The organism is Paenibacillus sp. CCS19 (genome assembly GCF_033239625.1).
Classification (GTDB): Bacteria; Bacillota; Bacilli; order Paenibacillales; family Paenibacillaceae; genus Paenibacillus_T.
This window is the reverse complement of record NZ_BTCK01000003.1, coordinates 223314-239377: the sequence shown is the minus strand read 5'-3', so window position 1 is coordinate 239377 and position 16064 is coordinate 223314. Positions and strand designations below refer to the sequence as shown.

The following is a 16064-nucleotide window of genomic DNA, read 5'->3' as shown; positions in this document are numbered from 1 at the left end:
GCGGCATCCCCGTCATCGCCCTTGCGGGCGGCATCGCGCCGGAGGCCGATGCCTTTGCTTCGCACGGCATCACGGCTGCGCTGCCGATCGGCTCGGGGCCAATGCCGCTGGAGCAGGCGATGCTGCCGGAGACAGCGCTGCAGGGCATGCGCCGAACGGCGCGCGAGCTGTTCCGTTTAATCAAGGCAGCGCAAGCAGCAACGTCCAAGCGAAACCCAATACAGTAAGTACGTAAATCCACGTACATAACGGACCAGCCGGCGGACATATACTGTTCCATCTCACTTAAAGTGTGAGGAGGGCCTGCGACGATGTCCGACCGATCAACCGTCCTGCAGCAATCTGTGTCCGGCGCCTGCCACGCCGATCATGAGTCTGCGCTCGAAATGCCCGCTGCTTCCGAAGCAGCTTTGCATATCAATGCCTTGCCTAGCGGCAGAGGATCACTCTCCTCAACTCTCAGCCGTATATTCGTTCAGCGCCGCCTTCCCACGCTGGCCGGCGCCATCCTTGTGCTTACTGTGCATGCGATTCATCTGCTTGCATTGCCGCTGCTTGCCCTGCTGCTCGGTTCGCAGACCGGTTCGGACGGCACCGCTCCACTGTTTAGTCACGATAATCATACGATCGGCAGCAGCACCGCGAGCGGCTTGTTCGGCGCCAACGGTCTCCTGTTGAAATGGGGCAGCGATCTGCTTACCGCTGCTACCATCGTAACTGCCATCGCGATGTGCCGTACCACTACAAGATTGTGGCTCCGCGTTCGACAGCACCCGCTGCTCTGCATTGCGCATACCATTATCGCCGCCATGTGCGTATGGCTGGCGGTCAACTAGAACACAAGAAGACGCCCGACGGATCCGGACACGGACCAATCGGGCGTCTTCTGCCTTATTCATATTGACAAGCCCGACCACGCTCTTTATGATGAGTGTAGTTATTGGATAAACAAATACATCAATCGATTAATGTAATTATTAATTCAGTGAATTCAACATGTTAAGGAGCGATTATTGATGGCAACGAAACCTACTGCTGTATTGAATGCCGATCTGACGACCGGCACGATTAACCGTAACCTATATGGCCATTTCGCCGAGCATCTCGGCCGCTGCATATACGAAGGCTTGTGGGTTGGCGACAATCCCGAAATCCAGAACACGGGCGGTATTCGCAACGACGTTTTGGAAGCGCTTCGCAACTTGAATATTCCGGTTCTTCGCTGGCCGGGCGGCTGCTTCGCCGACGAGTACCACTGGAAAGACGGCGTAGGCCCGGTCGAATCGCGCAAACGCATGGTTAACACGCACTGGGGCTGCGTGGTTGAGGACAACAGCTTCGGTACGCATGAATTCATGCATCTGGTCGAACTGCTCGGCTGCGAGCCTTACATCAACGGCAACGTCGGCAGCGGCACGGTACAAGAAATGTCCGAGTGGGTTGAATACATGACGTTCAACGGCGAATCGCCAATGGCGAACTGGCGCCGCGAGAACGGACGCGAGGAAGCTTGGAAGGTCAAATATTTCGGCGTCGGCAACGAAAGCTGGGGCTGCGGCGGCAATATGCGCCCTGAATATTATGCGGACCTGTACCGCCAATTCCAGACATACGTCCGCAACTACGGCGAGAACAAAATCTACCGTATCGCTTGCGGCGCCAACGTGGACGACTACCGCTGGACGGAAGTGCTCATGGAGCGCGCCGGCAACCATATGGACGGCTTGAGCCTTCACTATTATACGTACCCAGGTCTGTGGGAAGACGAGAAGAAGCCGGCCCTGCAGTTCGACGAAGGCATCTGGTTCGAGACGATGTTCAAAGCGTACTTCATGGACGAGCTCATCACGCGCCACTCCAACGTAATGGACAAGTATGATCCGAAGAAACGCGTCGGCATCATCCTCGACGAGTGGGGCACTTGGTTCGGCGTAGAGCCAGGCACGAACCCAGGCTTCCTGTACCAACAAAGCACGATGCGTGACGCACTTGTCGCGGGTCTGCACTTTAACATTTTCCACAACCATAACGATCGTCTCCATATGGCGAACATCGCGCAGACCGTTAACGTGCTGCAAGCTGTAGCGCTGACGGACGGCCCTCGCATGGTGCTGACGCCGACGTACCACGTATTCGAAATGTACAAGGTGCACCAAGACGCGCAGCAGGTTCAACTGAACTATGACAGCCCAGTCTACGAAATGGACGGCCGCTCCATCAACCAAGTGAGCATGACGGCTTCCAAAGCGGCAGACGGCACGATCAACCTTGGCATCTGCAACGTTCACCATGCAGACGCCGTGAGCATCAGCATCGAGCTGCGCGGCCAATCGTTCTCCTCGATCGAAGGCCGTGTGCTGACGAGCGCCGAACTGCGCGACTGCAACACGTTCGACCAGCCGGACGTAGTGAAGCCCGTTCCGTTCACGGCGTTCACGCTCGAAGACGGCGTACTTCGCCTCGACCTGCCAGCACGTTCAGTCACGTCGCTGTCGCTCAAAGCTTAATATCCATACCTTAACGGGACTATCGATTCACGAGAAGGTCCTTCGATTAAATGATAAAAGGGTGTCTCAAGCCGCGATTACGCGTCTTGGGACACCCTTTATCTATTCTCGCGCAATCCTCCGAAAAGCCTGATTTGGCGCGGCTTTTCACCCTTTCCGACTAGTAAGCTGCCAAAATAGCCCTATATGAACGTTCTCTCATTCATTTTTAAGAATGCGCTACCAATCCAGCCGTACCAACGGTTTGACTCCTCTTTGGAACAAATTAGGTAATTGCGGACGTGCTATAGTAGCCCTACGACAACTAGACAAAAACATAAAGCGGAGGAGATATAAACATGAACTTCAACAAATCGGTAATGGGCAAAACACTGGCGGCGGCGTTCCTGGCACTGACGGTTTCGACAGCATCGATTGGGGGTATCCTTCCGACTGAGCAGGCGCACGCAGCAACGGCATCTGAGAAATCGAAGATCACATCGGTAGCGAAAAAATATCTCGGAACACCATATAAATTCGGCGCTTCCACTTCGACGACAGCTGTATTCGACTGCTCGTCCTTCACGAAGCGCGTATTCTCGACGATCGGCGTTAAGCTGCCGCGCGACACGAAGCAGCAGATCAAGGTCGGCTCCTATGTATCGAAGAGCAACCTTCAGGTCGGCGACCTGGTCTTCTTCTACTCGCCAACTCACCACGTCGGCATCTACATCGGCAATGGCAAAATGATCCACACGTACGGTGCGGGCGGCGTTAAAATCTCGTCGATCACGTCCGGCTGGTGGAGCAAGTACTACAACACGGCTCGCCGCGTAGCTTAGTCTTTACCAACCTTAATGTGCGCATCGCACGCTCGCTTCATTCGTTAGACGACCGATTCGGCGCTCCCCCGCTGTCTCGGTCGTCTTTCTTTGATATAGCTATCCTAACAAAGCAATCTGAATTGGACCTGAATATGAGCATGGCAATATAAGGGGGAATAGAAAAAGCCAAGGCGGCTGCCCATCAGCAGTTCACCTTGGCTTTTTCTTATCCTCTTATTTCCCGTTTACGCCTCAAGCGCTTGCTTAAGCGCGTCCGACGAACGGTCCCACCATTCTTGGTTATGCTCGACGAGCAGCTTCTTGAGCGCCGCCTTCTCTTCTGCATTCAGACCGTCCAGCATGAACCGGCGTTTGATCGCATAATCGAGACGGTTCACGTGATCGGCAAGCAGCTTCCAGCCGCGGCGCGCTTCCGTATCGATCAGCATCTCGCAAGCGGTTGCCCCGCCATATAATGAACCTTCCTCATTGCGGTCTACTGCGATCCAGACGATCCAGCATTTGCGGCCGTTCGGCACATCTTCCTTATTGGCACTGAACTTAATGCCCTTCTCGATCTTGCTCTTCGCGTGCATCGCACCGACATCGATTACCGCTGTATCGCCATCAATAATAACGGGAGACACCTGACTCAAATCGATCGAACCTGCGCCGAAGCCGCGATGCTCCTTGCTGCTGACAACGTTCAGCGACAGCGACTTCTTCGGCTTCGCCTCTTGTCCGCCTTGTCCTTGCTGTTCCATCCTGATTCACACCTTTCCGCTCTTCGTGCGCCTCACTTGCCGGCACCTTTCCTCTTCGGCAGCCGCGTCCAACACCCGCGAGGCCGCGCCGTGCGCGGGTTTGTCCTTGCCGACTCACAATAATTCCATTTTAGCTAATAATCCTCGAAAAGCAAACATATACATGCCTTAGATTGCTTGTCAACGGGAGGGAATCGTTCAATGACTCCACGGCATTTCAAAGGAACTGCGTTCACACTGCTCCTCGCCGCTGTGCTTGTTTTCACGTCAGCTCAATGGTTCGGCGATGCATGGACATCCGAGTATACGTACGCTTATGAGCCTGCGGCTTCTGGTGTGGAAGGCTCTCTTGTCAGCACGAATACCCTTGAAGCCGGTGCTTCTGCTCCCTCCTCACCGACGCCATCACCATCGGCAGGGAGCAAAACAGCCGAGCCGAACACGGTCATGCAGCCAGATGCACAGACGCTCAGCAAGCGGGTAACCGAGTATCATATCGACGTAAAGCTGGACGAGTCCGGCCGGAAGCTTAACGGAGATATGATCGTTACGTGGACGAACCCTGGACGCAAGCCGGTGTCCGAAATGTACTGGCATCTGTATCCGAATGCTTTCCAGTCGGCCAAGACGTCCTTCATGCGCGAGTCTGGCGGCAAGCTGCGCGAGGACAACGCGACTGCCAACAGCTTCGGCTCGATGTCGATTACTTCCCTTATTACCGAGCAGGGCGAAAGCCTTCTCCCTCGCCTCCACTTCGTCCAGCCTGACGACGGCAATCCCGACGATCAGACGCTGGCCAAGCTGCGGCTGCAAACACCTGTCCAGCCGAACAAGAGCATCACACTGAAGCTCAGCTTCGAGGTGCAGCTCCCGGAAGTGTTCGCGCGAATGGGCTACTCGGGCAATTTCGTTATGGCAGGTCAATGGTTCCCTAAGCTGGCCGTCTATGAGACGGCAGGCACTCGCGGTCGTGCTGCTGAAGGCTGGAATGCGCATCAATATCATGGCAACTCGGAATTTTACAGCGACTTCGGCATCTACAGCGTCAACATCCATGTGCCGGAGCGTTATATCGTTGCCGCGACCGGCTTCCAGACGAAGCCGATTCAGACAAGCGGCAGCTATAAAAGCTATCAGTTCTATGCGGATGACGTGCACGATTTCGCATGGGCGGCGTCGCCTGATTTTGTATACGAAGAGGATTCGCTCTCCGCTCCCGGCATTCCAGGCGTACGCATCAAGCTGTACTTGGACCCGCTTCACGCCGGTCTGAAGGACCGCTACCTGCATGCCGCCAAGTCGGCACTCGTGAAGTATGCGCAGTGGTATGGACAGTATCCATATTCGACGTTATCCGTTATCGTGCCGCCAGTCGGAGGCAACGGTGCAGGCGGGATGGAATATCCGACGCTCATTACCGCATTCGCTGCCGAGGATGACAATCCAGGCTACTCGCTTGAACGCACGGTCGTCCATGAGATCGGACATCAGTATTGGTACGGCATGGTCGCTTCCAATGAGTTCGAGGAGGCTTGGCTCGACGAGGGCTTCACTTCATATGCCGAGGACAAAGTGATGGAAACCGAATACGGCGTACTGCCGAACCTTGCGCTGGAATCCAGCTATATGACCGACCCTGCGCCGCTGAAGCAGCTGTCTTGGAGCTACCACAGCCACGATCATTATGCGGAAAATGTGTACATGCGCGCCAAGCTCGTGCTTGTCGGCATCGAGAAGCTCGTCGGCGATCGAACGATGCAGAAGATTATGCGCACCTACTTCCAGAAATATAAATTCGGCCATCCGTCCACTGCCGATTTCGAACGTGTGGTGGAACAGGTAACGAAGACGAAGTGGAGCGACTACTTCCGTCAATATGTATACGGCGATCTGATGGCTGACTTCGCGGTTGAGAGCATCGATGTGCATACCGTTCGCCAGCCGGATGATACGGTTCAATACGAATCGATCGTTCAGGTGCGCAGTTTAGGCGGCAGCTACGGCCCTGTCCCGGTCAAGTTCCAGTTCACAGACGGCACGACAGTCACACGCAGCTGGAATGGCAATGAGAACACGATGCAGTTCAAGTTTGTTCACTCAGCCCCGCTAGATTGGGCAGCTGTCGATCCTCAGAATACGAATGTGCTCGACAATCGACATTTCAACAACTATTTGAAAGCCGAGCTGCCGGATCAGACGAAGGCACGCTGGAGCCTCGGCGCCGCGAAGCTGCTTGACAGCCTCATTGGCGCACTCGGCTGGTAGAGAGGAACGATTCGTATGAAGCAGCATTTGAAAACCGGCTGGTCGCTGACGGTCCGTCATCTATACGTGATTATCGTACTATTCGTCTATCAGCTGCTATGGGGCTTCTTCCTGTACCGTCTTGTGGACGGCATCGTTATCCCGCTTCTGCGCCGTTATCCCGGCAGCGGGATGCCTGCCTCCGCCGCTCGGTTATACTTGTATGAAGCGGAATTCCGTCTCATGAAGACGGATCTCATTCAGCCTTATCTATGGACATTCGCCGGTTTAATCGTGCTTCGCATGCTGCTGACGCCGCTGCTTAATGCAGGGTTGTTCCATTCCCTGCATCACGCTTCGACCGAGCAGGGGACCCGCTTCCTGCAAGGTGTGCGCCGCGGCTGGCTGCCGATGACGATGCTCTATTGGATCGAGACGCTGCTCGCACTGGCGCCTGGCTACTGGCTGCTGCCCCGCGCACTGTCGGCGACTCTTGCCGGCTCTTCTGTGAAGAGCATCATCATCGAGCTGCTGCCCGCCGCTTGCGGCTGGCTTGCATGGGGCATTCTGCTTCACCTGCTGTTCCTTGCCATGCAGCTTGGCTCCGCCTCAGGCAGCGGGGCATTCAACGGCTTATGGCGGGCACTAAGGCATTTCATTCCCTACTTCGGATTATCGCTGCTTATGTGGTGCGGAGTTGGCGCTGCGGGGCTGCTCGTCTCCTCCGCTTCGATGGTCTGGGCAGGCTTCCTCGCTATCTTAGTACACCAAGGCTACCGATTCGTGAAGACGATGCTCAAAGTGTGGACGATCGCCGCTCAATATGACTGTCTCCAATCTCGCTCCCAACCATAAGCTGACAAGCCCGTAAGTCGACAGGTTTCGAGTTTATTCCCTCATTCTTAAGTAGGACCGCGCCTATGAAAGCGCGGTCTTTTTTCGTGTTTTCCGGCCCTAAAATGAGAGAATCTCTCATAAACCAAGCAAAACTCCCCTATATTCATGAGAATTATTAGAAATTCGACACGCAGGAAGGATTTTCTTCAAAAAGTACGAATTATATTCCCCTGTACAATCAAACACTGCCGAATTTCCGTGTACGAAAACGGGGGAACCATTCTTGGGTGAATTGATCCCGACCAATCATGTCCGTTGGACAGGCTGGCCTGAGGGAATCATAGGGGACCTTCAACCGAACCCCACAGCTAACCTCGTAGGCAATGGAAGGAGCACTTTAACGTGCGCAACAAGATAGCAGCAATTTTCCTGGGTCTCGCACTTCTTCTTGCTTTCCAAGCGGGAAGCGCTTTCGCGGACTCGAAGCTCGACACAGTAGTTGATAGCGTTTACGGCACGCCGTACAAGACAGCTGGCACGACGTCCAAAGGCTTCGACTGCTCCGGCTTCACGATGTATGTATTTAAGCAGTTCGGTATTTCTTTGCCTCATTCGTCCTATGATCAAAGCAAGCTTGGCCAGAAAGTTGCCAAGGACGACCTGCGTGCAGGAGATCTCGTATTCTTCAATACGAGCGGCAAGGGCGTTTCCCACGTCGGCATTTATGTTGGCGATGGCAAATTCGCTCACGCTTCCTCCTCCAAAGGCGTTACAATCAGCAGCCTAAGCGACTCCTATTATGTAAAGCGTTACCTGAGCGCACGCCGCGTCATGAACGCTACATCCTATGAGAAGTATGCCGATGATCCGTCCGACCAAGCCGATGGCGGTCCAGACGTAGACTAAGAAGCACAGCTGCATGATATGCATGGTTCGCCATGCCAACAACAAAACCCGCTCGGGATCGAGCGGGTTTTGTTGTTTATTGCAAGTCGACCGTGGAGGTGCCGCCGCCACGTTAGCCTCGCATGACAGGACACATTTATGTATTCTAACTCTCTGCAGCTCGCCATTCGCACACTTTAACGCACTTTTTTGTTCTCTAACCTGCCGCCATCCGCCTCCGACGCCCGATAGCGCACACATTAATGTACTCTAACTCCCCTCCGCTCGCCGTCCGCAAACTTTAGCATACATTTATATACGCTGGTCTCATGAAATAAACAACCACGTTGTTATTTCTACTATTCTTTTCCCCGAATTTACTTTACTATTTCATATATTATGGAATTCTTATCATTCCACTGGTGATGATTTGCAGTCTGAGCAGACAACGGAGAGGGGTCATCCGATGAGCTTCATTGAAATTCGTCAGCTGACGAAGCAGTTTCGACAAGCGGTGAAAGAGCCTGGTTTAGCAGGAGCGGTCAAGCACCTGTTCTCCCAGAAGTATGTCGATAAAACGGCTGTCGCAGGCATTAACCTCGACATTGAGGAAGGCGAGACGGTCGCTTATGTCGGCCCGAACGGTGCAGGCAAGTCGACAACAATCAAGATGTTGACCGGCATTCTCATCCCAAGTTCCGGCACCATCAGCGTCGGCGGCATTGATCCGTATCGCAACCGAATGGAGAATGCACGTACAATCGGCGCCGTGTTCGGTCAGCGAACGCAGTTGTGGTGGGATATTCCGATCTCCGAAACGTTCTCGCTGTTGAAAGATATTTATGAGATTCCAGAAGCGCTGTACAAACGCAACCTGGATCAATTCATCGAGCTGCTCGGCATGGAGGATTTCCTCCACCTGACCGCTCGCAAGCTGTCGCTCGGTCAGCGGATGCGCGCCGATCTGGCCGCTGCACTTCTGCATAATCCGCGCACTGTCTACCTTGACGAGCCGACGATCGGTCTCGACATTGCCGTGAAGCAGCGCATACGCGAATTTATCCGTTCATCCAACAAAGAACGCGGGACGACCGTCATGCTGACTACGCACGACCTCGGCGACATCGAAGACCTGTGCAACCGTCTCGTCATTATCGACCAAGGCAGCCTCATCTACGATGGCACGCTTGCTGCGGTGAAAGACCGTTTCGCCCGCGAGCGGGTCATTCACTTCCAGCTGGAGAGCGCCGACCTGCCTGCGCTTCGCGAAGCGCTGGACCGTATGCCGAAGGTAACGGCAGAGAAGTTGGAACGGCAGCATGTATCGCTGCGATTCGACCGCTTCCACATTACAGCGAGCGAAGTCGCTTCTGCCGTCATGCGCTGCGGGGAAGTCGTCGACTTCCGGATCGACGAACCTGGCATCGAGCATGTCATCAAGCAAGTATACGAGGGCCACATCTCCCTCGACGAGCAGCAAGGAAGCAAACAAACAGCCGCTGGAAGGGAGGCGAACCGTCGATGAACGCATGGCTTCGGCTTCCACGTTCATGGCGGGCCTATACGGGCATTGCGACCCGAGCGATGCAGAACACGCTGGCCTACCGGCTATCCTACGTCGTCAACTTTGCATCCAGCTTCGTTCTGCTTATCGCCATGTACGCATTATGGAACGCGATTTATGCCGGACGCGAGGAGCTCGCGGGCATGTCATGGACGCAGATGAAGACATACCTGATCATCTCGTTCATCAGCAACTCGCTGCTGTCCTACTATTCCGAGACCCGTATCTCCGGCAAAATTCTCGACGGCAGCGTCTCCGCCGATCTGCTTAAACCGCTCGATTTTCAGAAAGCCCGACTTGCCGAAACGCTCGGCTCAACCGTCATAGAGGGCGGTCTCGTCGTCATCATAACGGCCATTGTTCTAATCGCGGCCTCCGGCATTCTCAAGCCAGACTTCATTCACACTCTGCTGTTTATTCTAAGCGTGCTCGCTTCATTGATGGTCAAGTTCGGTATCGTCTACATGGCGGGTCTGCTCTGCTTCTGGTCGACGGGTTCGCTCGGCATCGTGTGGGCGCGCATGGCTGTGACAAGCCTGTTCTCTGGCGCGCTGGTGCCGCTCTCCTTCTTCCCGGGCTGGCTGGAGAAGCTGTCGCTCGTGCTGCCCTTCCAAGGCATCGTGCATACACCTGCTGCCATCTACCTCGAAGAGGTCAGTCCTTGGGGCGCACTCGGCCTGCTCGCCCTCCAATGCGCATGGGCATGCGTGCTGTGAAGCTCATGTGGTCATGGGCGGTGCGGCAGATTACGATTCATGGAGGTTGATCTGGCATGTCCATTGTACGCGCAACAAGACGTACCTTGTTCCTATACCGCAGACTGTTCGGCACCCAACTGAAAGCCATTCTGGAATACCAGACCGACTTCTTCATCATGATCGTCTCAGCTGTTCTGACGCAGCTGCTCGGCATCGTGTTCCTCTGGGTCGTCTACAATCGGATTCCTGACATTAACGGCTGGACGTTCTGGGAAGTCGTGTTCATGTACGCGATGATCTATCTAACTGAAGGGTTCGGCTCCTTGTTCTTCGAGGGCACTTGGCGGCTTGGCGGACTCGTCAACCGCGGCGAGCTGGACGTTATGCTGCTGCGGCCGGTATCCCCTATTCTGCAGGTGCTGACCAACGGCATCGGAATGAACGGCATCGGCAACATCGTCATCGGCTTCATTATGATCGGACAGGCGCTTACTAAAGTCGATGTACATTGGTCCTTCGGCAAAATAGTTATCGCCATCCTGCTCATTATCACAGCCGTTGCGATCCGCGTCTCGATTAACCTAGCGGCGAACACAAGCGCGTTCTGGATCAAGAACGCTGGCAACGCCTTCCCGATCATGATTCATAATCTAGGCGAATTCGCGAAGTACCCGATTACGATTTTCTCAATGGGCATCCAGCTTCTCGTTGCTGTCCTCGTACCGTTCGCATTCGTGAGCTTCTTCCCTGCCTATTATCTGTTCGACAAAAGCACCAGTCCGTGGATCTGGCTGGCGCCGCCAGTGGCCGCGATTTATTGCGCAGCGGTTGCCTATATGCTGTTCCGAATCGGAATGCGGAAGTATGAGAGCGCAGGAAACTGATTGTTGACCGTTATCTGATCCAATCGAGAAGGTCCATCTCATTGTCGAGATGGACCTTTGCTTTGCAGCAGCCGCGAAAAGCGCGTGCCGCACAGCGGCGGGGGCAGCCGCCGACGGCTAGCAGCCCGTGCTGCCTCAGCGATTAATAATCGAGCCGATCTGTTATATAAGCGGAGACATGCCAGTTGTATACGCTGTCATAAAACTTGAAGTAGTTGCCCACTGGCTGACTTAAGCCGTACACGGTGCCATTGACGGTTGCGGTCAGTGAATTATTGACATAAATATCGAAGGTGCCGTCAATCGTGTCGGTGGTCGTAGAGGTTAGACTAACGAGCCGGAATTCATACTTCACACTGCCTACATACACAATCGCATTGAAAAAGCCTTGATTGCCCGAGCTGAGCGGATCGTCCGTCCAGCTTGCAATCGCGTTGCCGCTTGTCGCTGTCAGCCAGCTGCCGGTTACGCCATCCTTCACATAGAGCGGGTTGGTCGAGAATACGCCGTGCACATAGGGGCTTGGTGCAGCGGAGCCGGACACCGTGAAGCTCATGAGCACCGCAAGCAATAGAATAGCGAACGCAGCGAGCAGCTTCTTTTTCATTAATCATCCACCTTTCAGTCCGTTTATTTGTCCCCCGAATGAACATATGTCAGAGACGTTCACACCATTCTAATCCATTTTAACCAAAAATTATAAATCGCACTTAGTCCCCCTCTTCCGATCGTGATCAGAAAAGCCCTGAAATTACAAAAGATCCCGCTCGCAATGAGGGGATCTTCATTCTTGTACCGCCATATAACCTTACTGTACCTTCTTGATATGATAAGTGATACTGGCCGCCATCTCTCGTACAGCCTTAGCAGCCTGCTCCGTTGCAGCCCTGGTCGTCAATTCATGGCCCCACGACTCATTCCACTCATAGGCCATCTCAACTCCGTCTTTCGTAAACTCGACACTCTCGCCCAAGTAGTAGTCCCAATGCGTATCCGACTTCACGAGTTGATCGGGTCTAATGATATCACGGATATAATCGACCACAGGATCAATGTAACGTGCATCGTTCGGAATCTGGATCGGAACCTTAGTCAACCTTTCATTCGAGTTCCCGTTAGCTTCACGCATCTACAATACCTCCTGCCTTGGATCCGGATTTGTATTGACGAAGTACTCTGAAAAGTTCAATTATTTTAATTATATCACCTGAACTGCCAAGAAGTGTTTCATGAGATTAATTTCATATAACGGTTGTCTTACAAATCCTTTTCTCATTTTTCATTTTTCAGTTTCCATTTTCATTCTAATATGGAACCCCGTTGTTTGCGGTGATTCCTGTCACATGATCGGCTTCTCTGCCTTCCCACCTCATTCCATCGTATGATTGAAACCTCGACTCTAGATGGGGGAATCATCCCGCCGAGCGACCGTATGCGGGAGCCATCCATTCTTCTATACTGAATTCAACGGATTATTCCCATTGAAGGAGTTAGAATATGATAAAACAACCTGTGCCTAACCAGTCGATCCCGCTGCCGCCGGCAGGCCCGATCGGCCGATACGTAAGTCAAACGATATATATGTTGTTCATTACGCTGCCGCTTTCGATTATCGGCTTTGTCCTGTCGGTCACGCTGACGGCGCTTGGTTTCGGTTTAACACCGCTGCTGATCGGCCTTCCGATTCTGAAGCTAAGCGTTCATCTGTCGCATGTACTCATGATGGAGGATGCCCGCCGCGTTCGCATGCTGCTGCCTGAGAAGTACGCTGCTGCACTGCCGTATAAACATGCATTCGGTCCTTTCACGTACAAGGATCTGTTCACCTCTACGGCACCTTACTTGCCGCTGAGCTACTGGCTCGTCAAGCTGCCGGCTGCAGTCCTGCAATTCGCCGCTGCTGCTGTGCTGCCGCTGTCCGGTATTGCCGCCCTGCTCTCGCCGGTTGTCTATCTAGTGCTGAAGCAATATGACATTGAAATTTATCAAGATGATGTAGTGATGGATACGATCTTCCCAATGCTGTCCCCGCTCGAGCGTTCCTACATCGGATCCGGCGTCGGACTCGTGTTCATCCTGATCGGCTGGAGCGTACTCGCACGACTGACGCATGTGCAGGCCAATCGCACAGCTATTCTGCTGCAAGCACAGCCGCAACGTCCAGCGAGCAAACAAGAAGCTCCAGTCGTTGCTTCTCAAGAAGTGCACGAAGTGCCTGCCGATACGCTCTATCAAACGGCAGCTGCTTCGGCTACACAAAGCGCTTACAATGATCATACGAAAGTTTCAGCAGACTATACGCTCGATTCGCTGCCGTTCGAACCTTTTGATCCGGACGCACCGGCGCCAGCATCGTCGAATGATCGTTACAGCACGAACGCTAACGATGACCTGAAGGCCGAGCTTGAAGCGCTCCGCCAGCAGCTGCACGCGAAGATGTATCCGCAATAATCGAGCAAGCACACATCCGTCTTCCTTCTTGGGAGACGGATTGTTTTGCATCCATCCGCTATTTTTTGACAAGGCAGGGAACCTTTCGAGCGGATTCATTCTCTAATAGGTATAAGCTTGGCTGAAGGGAGACGCCACATTGAACGAACTCATCGATATTGTCGTTCGCGCAAGACAGGGATCGAAGGACGATTTTGTCCGTATGATCCGCATGTATGAGAAGACGCTGTACCGTGTTGCCTTCGGCATGCTGCGGTCGGATGACGATGCGGCGGACGCTATACAGGAGACGATCGTTGCAGCTTTTCGCCAAATCCATCAGCTTCAGGAGCCTCGCTATGCCCAAACCTGGCTGGTACGCATCCTGATTAATCAATGCAACGGCATGCTGAAGCGTAAAAGCCTAGTCATCCCGTTGTACGAGAATGACGCTGTCACCGTACCTGCTGTCGATCATCCGAGCGAGGACAAGCTTGATCTGTATCATGCGATCGGACTGCTCGGACCTGAACAACGAGAGGTCATTATGCTGCATTATCTCGAGGATATGCCGCTCAAGGAGATCGGTGAGCTGCTCCAGCTGTCGGATGGAACGATCAAATCACGTCTGTATCGGGCAAGAGAAAAGCTTGCGATGCTGCTGACGGGACCTGTGCAAGAGGAGGGATTGCTATGAGCTTCGAAGACTTGATCCGCAAGGAACTAAGAGGAACGACGGACGAGCGCGATCTCCCGATTCCGGACGCGGTGAGAAGAAGAATCGATGAGACGCTTGTTGAGCTGGTGGGTGATACAGCCGCTCAGCACAATATGCCGACGACGTTCGATGCGGTTCACGAAGAGCAGCAGGATGCTGCCGCCGAGCTGCCTAGTCCAAGACGGGCTATCCGCTCTACGCATCGAATGAGAAGATTAGCGCTTGCGATCGTCTTCCTCCTGCTGTCCGCGAGCGTGTGGATTGCATCGAGCCCTCAGACGGTGGAGTCCATGAAACCGTATTTGTCGTCTATCTTTGGTTGGATCGGCGATGAAGGCGTGAGGCAGCATCTGACGGTTCAGAACACGGGTGAGCTGCCGATTCTAGCGGAAGTGAAGAACAACGGGTATATCCTGCGTATTCACGAAGCGTTCTACGACGGTCTGCAAGTGTCTTTCAGCTACACGTTCCGAAAGGAGCAAGGCGAGATTCCTAAAGGGGATTATGTGATACCCGACTTTCAGCTTGCGCCTTCTACAAAGTCGCTGCTCGGCTACACGTATAAGTTTGACCATGGAGGCTTATACGATGGCTACGAGGCTGGAGTGGTCAAATATTTTGTGCAAAAAAAACTGCCAGACACCTTCACATTAGCGATTAACGTACCGAAGTTCGGCGTCCAGCACTCCGACGAGAGACCCTACAGCGTCATCCCTGGCGATTGGGGCTTCGAGCTCCCCCTCTCAGGTATAGATCACTCTCGCACGATCCAGCGGGACAAGCCGCTGCGCGCCGAGCATGAGAAAAACTCGTTCGAAGTGGTACGGCTGCGAATGTCTGATACGGCCGCGGAATGGCATCTGAAGCTGCAAATACCGCTTTTGAGGCACCAAGCGATGCTCCAGCAAGGCGAATTTCTTCATTATCGCATTCAAGATGAGAAGGGCAAGGCACTTGAGCTTACTGGCGAGTGGGGGGCCTCGCATAACACCGATAGACCCATCAACGCAACGCCTGATTCCGCTTATGTCGAGGACAAATGGCTGTATACCCCGCCTGTCCCAAGCGGTTCCACTATAACGATTATACCGATGATCCGAACGATGGTGACCGTCGACGGCGAGCCGGAATGGAAGGAAACGCCGATTGAAGGACTAACCATTAGGGTGCCAGTAGAATAGTTGATTTTATGCAAAAGGAGCAGCTCCCCATGCCATCGTCTGATGCGCTTGCGGAGCTGCTCCTTCATATGTTGCCACTTGCCACTTATGTACGTCTAAACCCACTCAACGTAGTCGATCTCTAAGAATCGCTCAACCTCAGTCTCCCAACGCTCCGCAACGAAAGCGGTATGGAGCGGATGATTGTTGTACGCTTCATATGCTTCTTGATCGGCGAATGCCATCGAGAAGCCGTATTGATAGTCGTTCTTCGGGCTAACCTGCAGGTTCACCACGAACTGCTCGACCGACGGAATGCTGCTCAGAATGCGGCGTCCGTCCGCCAGAAACTGCTGCGCCTCCGCAGATTCGCGCGGATGCTTCAGCGTGAAAATAACCGAATGGATAATGCGAGATTGCTGATCTGCCATCGTTCTTCGCCTCCTGAAATCAATTTGCGTGCCCCTTCGATACTGCTGCTGGTAAGCAAATTGAAACTTCTTAAGCAGAAGCTAAGCAAAATTGCTCGCTTCGCAAGCATACGCTTATTTCCGATACCTTCTCATCATA

General features: G+C 53.6%; 17 protein-coding genes and 1 riboswitch. Of the genes, 13 read left to right on the top strand and 4 right to left on the bottom strand.

All coding sequences use genetic code 11. The features are described 5' to 3' along the window. The 4 genes from SBI19_RS04665 to SBI19_RS04650 all read left to right on the top strand — a co-directional run. Window positions 1–227: glycerate kinase (locus SBI19_RS04665; RefSeq protein ID WP_317965428.1), on the top strand; the 227-nt coding region annotated here is incomplete at its 5' end. 84 nt (window positions 228–311) lie between these two features. Next, complete coding sequence (locus SBI19_RS04660) at window positions 312–836, top strand: hypothetical protein (protein WP_317965426.1); 525 nt, start codon at window positions 312–314, stop codon at window positions 834–836. Window positions 837–1016: 180 nt separating this feature from the next. Then, on the top strand, window positions 1017–2507 hold the full coding sequence (locus SBI19_RS04655) for an alpha-N-arabinofuranosidase (protein ID WP_317965424.1): 1491 nt from the start codon (window positions 1017–1019) through the stop codon (window positions 2505–2507). A 338-nt stretch (window positions 2508–2845) separates the two neighbouring features. Continuing rightward, window positions 2846–3328, top strand: a complete 483-nt coding sequence (locus SBI19_RS04650) for a C40 family peptidase (RefSeq protein ID WP_317965422.1) — start codon at window positions 2846–2848, stop codon at window positions 3326–3328. Between the two features lie 227 nt (window positions 3329–3555). On the opposite strand, the gene SBI19_RS04645 is transcribed toward SBI19_RS04650, so the two are convergent. Then, complete coding sequence (locus SBI19_RS04645; protein ID WP_317965420.1) at window positions 3556–4074, bottom strand: YwhD family protein; 519 nt, start codon at window positions 4072–4074, stop codon at window positions 3556–3558. A 201-nt stretch (window positions 4075–4275) separates the two neighbouring features. Between SBI19_RS04645 and SBI19_RS04640 the strand changes: the two genes are divergently transcribed. From SBI19_RS04640 to SBI19_RS04615, 6 genes are all read left to right on the top strand, one after another. Then, window positions 4276–6339 carry a M1 family metallopeptidase gene (locus tag SBI19_RS04640; protein WP_317965418.1) on the top strand — a complete coding sequence of 688 codons (2064 nt, stop codon included), beginning with the start codon at window positions 4276–4278 and terminating at the stop codon, window positions 6337–6339. Between the two features lie 15 nt (window positions 6340–6354). Continuing rightward, on the top strand, window positions 6355–7173 hold the full coding sequence (locus SBI19_RS04635; protein WP_317965416.1) for a hypothetical protein: 819 nt from the start codon (window positions 6355–6357) through the stop codon (window positions 7171–7173). A 218-nt stretch (window positions 7174–7391) separates the two neighbouring features. Further along, window positions 7392–7553, top strand: a riboswitch (cyclic di-AMP (ydaO/yuaA leader). Between the two features lie 4 nt (window positions 7554–7557). Next, window positions 7558–8061 carry a C40 family peptidase gene (locus tag SBI19_RS04630; protein WP_317965414.1) on the top strand — a complete coding sequence of 168 codons (504 nt, stop codon included), beginning with the start codon at window positions 7558–7560 and terminating at the stop codon, window positions 8059–8061. Between the two features lie 445 nt (window positions 8062–8506). Beyond that, window positions 8507–9565 (top strand): ABC transporter ATP-binding protein, encoded by a 1059-nt coding sequence (locus SBI19_RS04625; protein ID WP_317965412.1) that lies wholly within the window; start codon window positions 8507–8509, stop codon window positions 9563–9565. After that, window positions 9562–10320, top strand: a complete 759-nt coding sequence (locus SBI19_RS04620) for an ABC transporter permease (protein WP_317965410.1) — start codon at window positions 9562–9564, stop codon at window positions 10318–10320. Before SBI19_RS04625 ends, SBI19_RS04620 begins: the two co-directional genes overlap by 4 nt. Window positions 10321–10376: 56 nt before the next feature. Then, window positions 10377–11186 (top strand): ABC transporter permease, encoded by an 810-nt coding sequence (locus tag SBI19_RS04615; RefSeq protein ID WP_317965408.1) that lies wholly within the window; start codon window positions 10377–10379, stop codon window positions 11184–11186. Window positions 11187–11328: 142 nt separating this feature from the next. Here the strand turns inward: SBI19_RS04615 and SBI19_RS04610 are convergent, their stop codons facing one another. Both SBI19_RS04610 and SBI19_RS04605 read right to left on the bottom strand, forming a co-directional pair. Next, the gene (locus SBI19_RS04610) at window positions 11329–11793 is read right to left on the bottom strand and encodes a hypothetical protein (RefSeq protein ID WP_317965406.1); all 465 of its coding nucleotides are present in this window, start codon (window positions 11791–11793) and stop codon (window positions 11329–11331) included. A 201-nt stretch (window positions 11794–11994) separates the two neighbouring features. After that, window positions 11995–12315 (bottom strand): hypothetical protein, encoded by a 321-nt coding sequence (locus SBI19_RS04605; protein ID WP_317965404.1) that lies wholly within the window; start codon window positions 12313–12315, stop codon window positions 11995–11997. Window positions 12316–12683: 368 nt separating this feature from the next. Between SBI19_RS04605 and SBI19_RS04600 the strand changes: the two genes are divergently transcribed. From SBI19_RS04600 to SBI19_RS04590, 3 genes are all read left to right on the top strand, one after another. Next, the gene (locus SBI19_RS04600; protein WP_317965402.1) at window positions 12684–13637 is read left to right on the top strand and encodes a sensor domain-containing protein; all 954 of its coding nucleotides are present in this window, start codon (window positions 12684–12686) and stop codon (window positions 13635–13637) included. Window positions 13638–13776: 139 nt separating this feature from the next. After that, window positions 13777–14313, top strand: coding sequence for a sigma-70 family RNA polymerase sigma factor (locus SBI19_RS04595; protein WP_317965400.1), 537 nt, complete (start codon window positions 13777–13779; stop codon window positions 14311–14313). Further along, window positions 14310–15515: a DUF4179 domain-containing protein gene (locus SBI19_RS04590; protein WP_317965398.1), complete on the top strand. Its 1206-nt coding sequence runs from the start codon at window positions 14310–14312 to the stop codon at window positions 15513–15515. The genes SBI19_RS04595 and SBI19_RS04590 overlap by 4 nt, the downstream gene beginning before the upstream one ends. 95 nt (window positions 15516–15610) lie before the next feature. Here the strand turns inward: SBI19_RS04590 and SBI19_RS04585 are convergent, their stop codons facing one another. Further along, window positions 15611–15925 carry a Dabb family protein gene (locus SBI19_RS04585; RefSeq protein WP_317965396.1) on the bottom strand — a complete coding sequence of 105 codons (315 nt, stop codon included), beginning with the start codon at window positions 15923–15925 and terminating at the stop codon, window positions 15611–15613. Window positions 15926–16064: the final 139 nt, after the last annotated feature.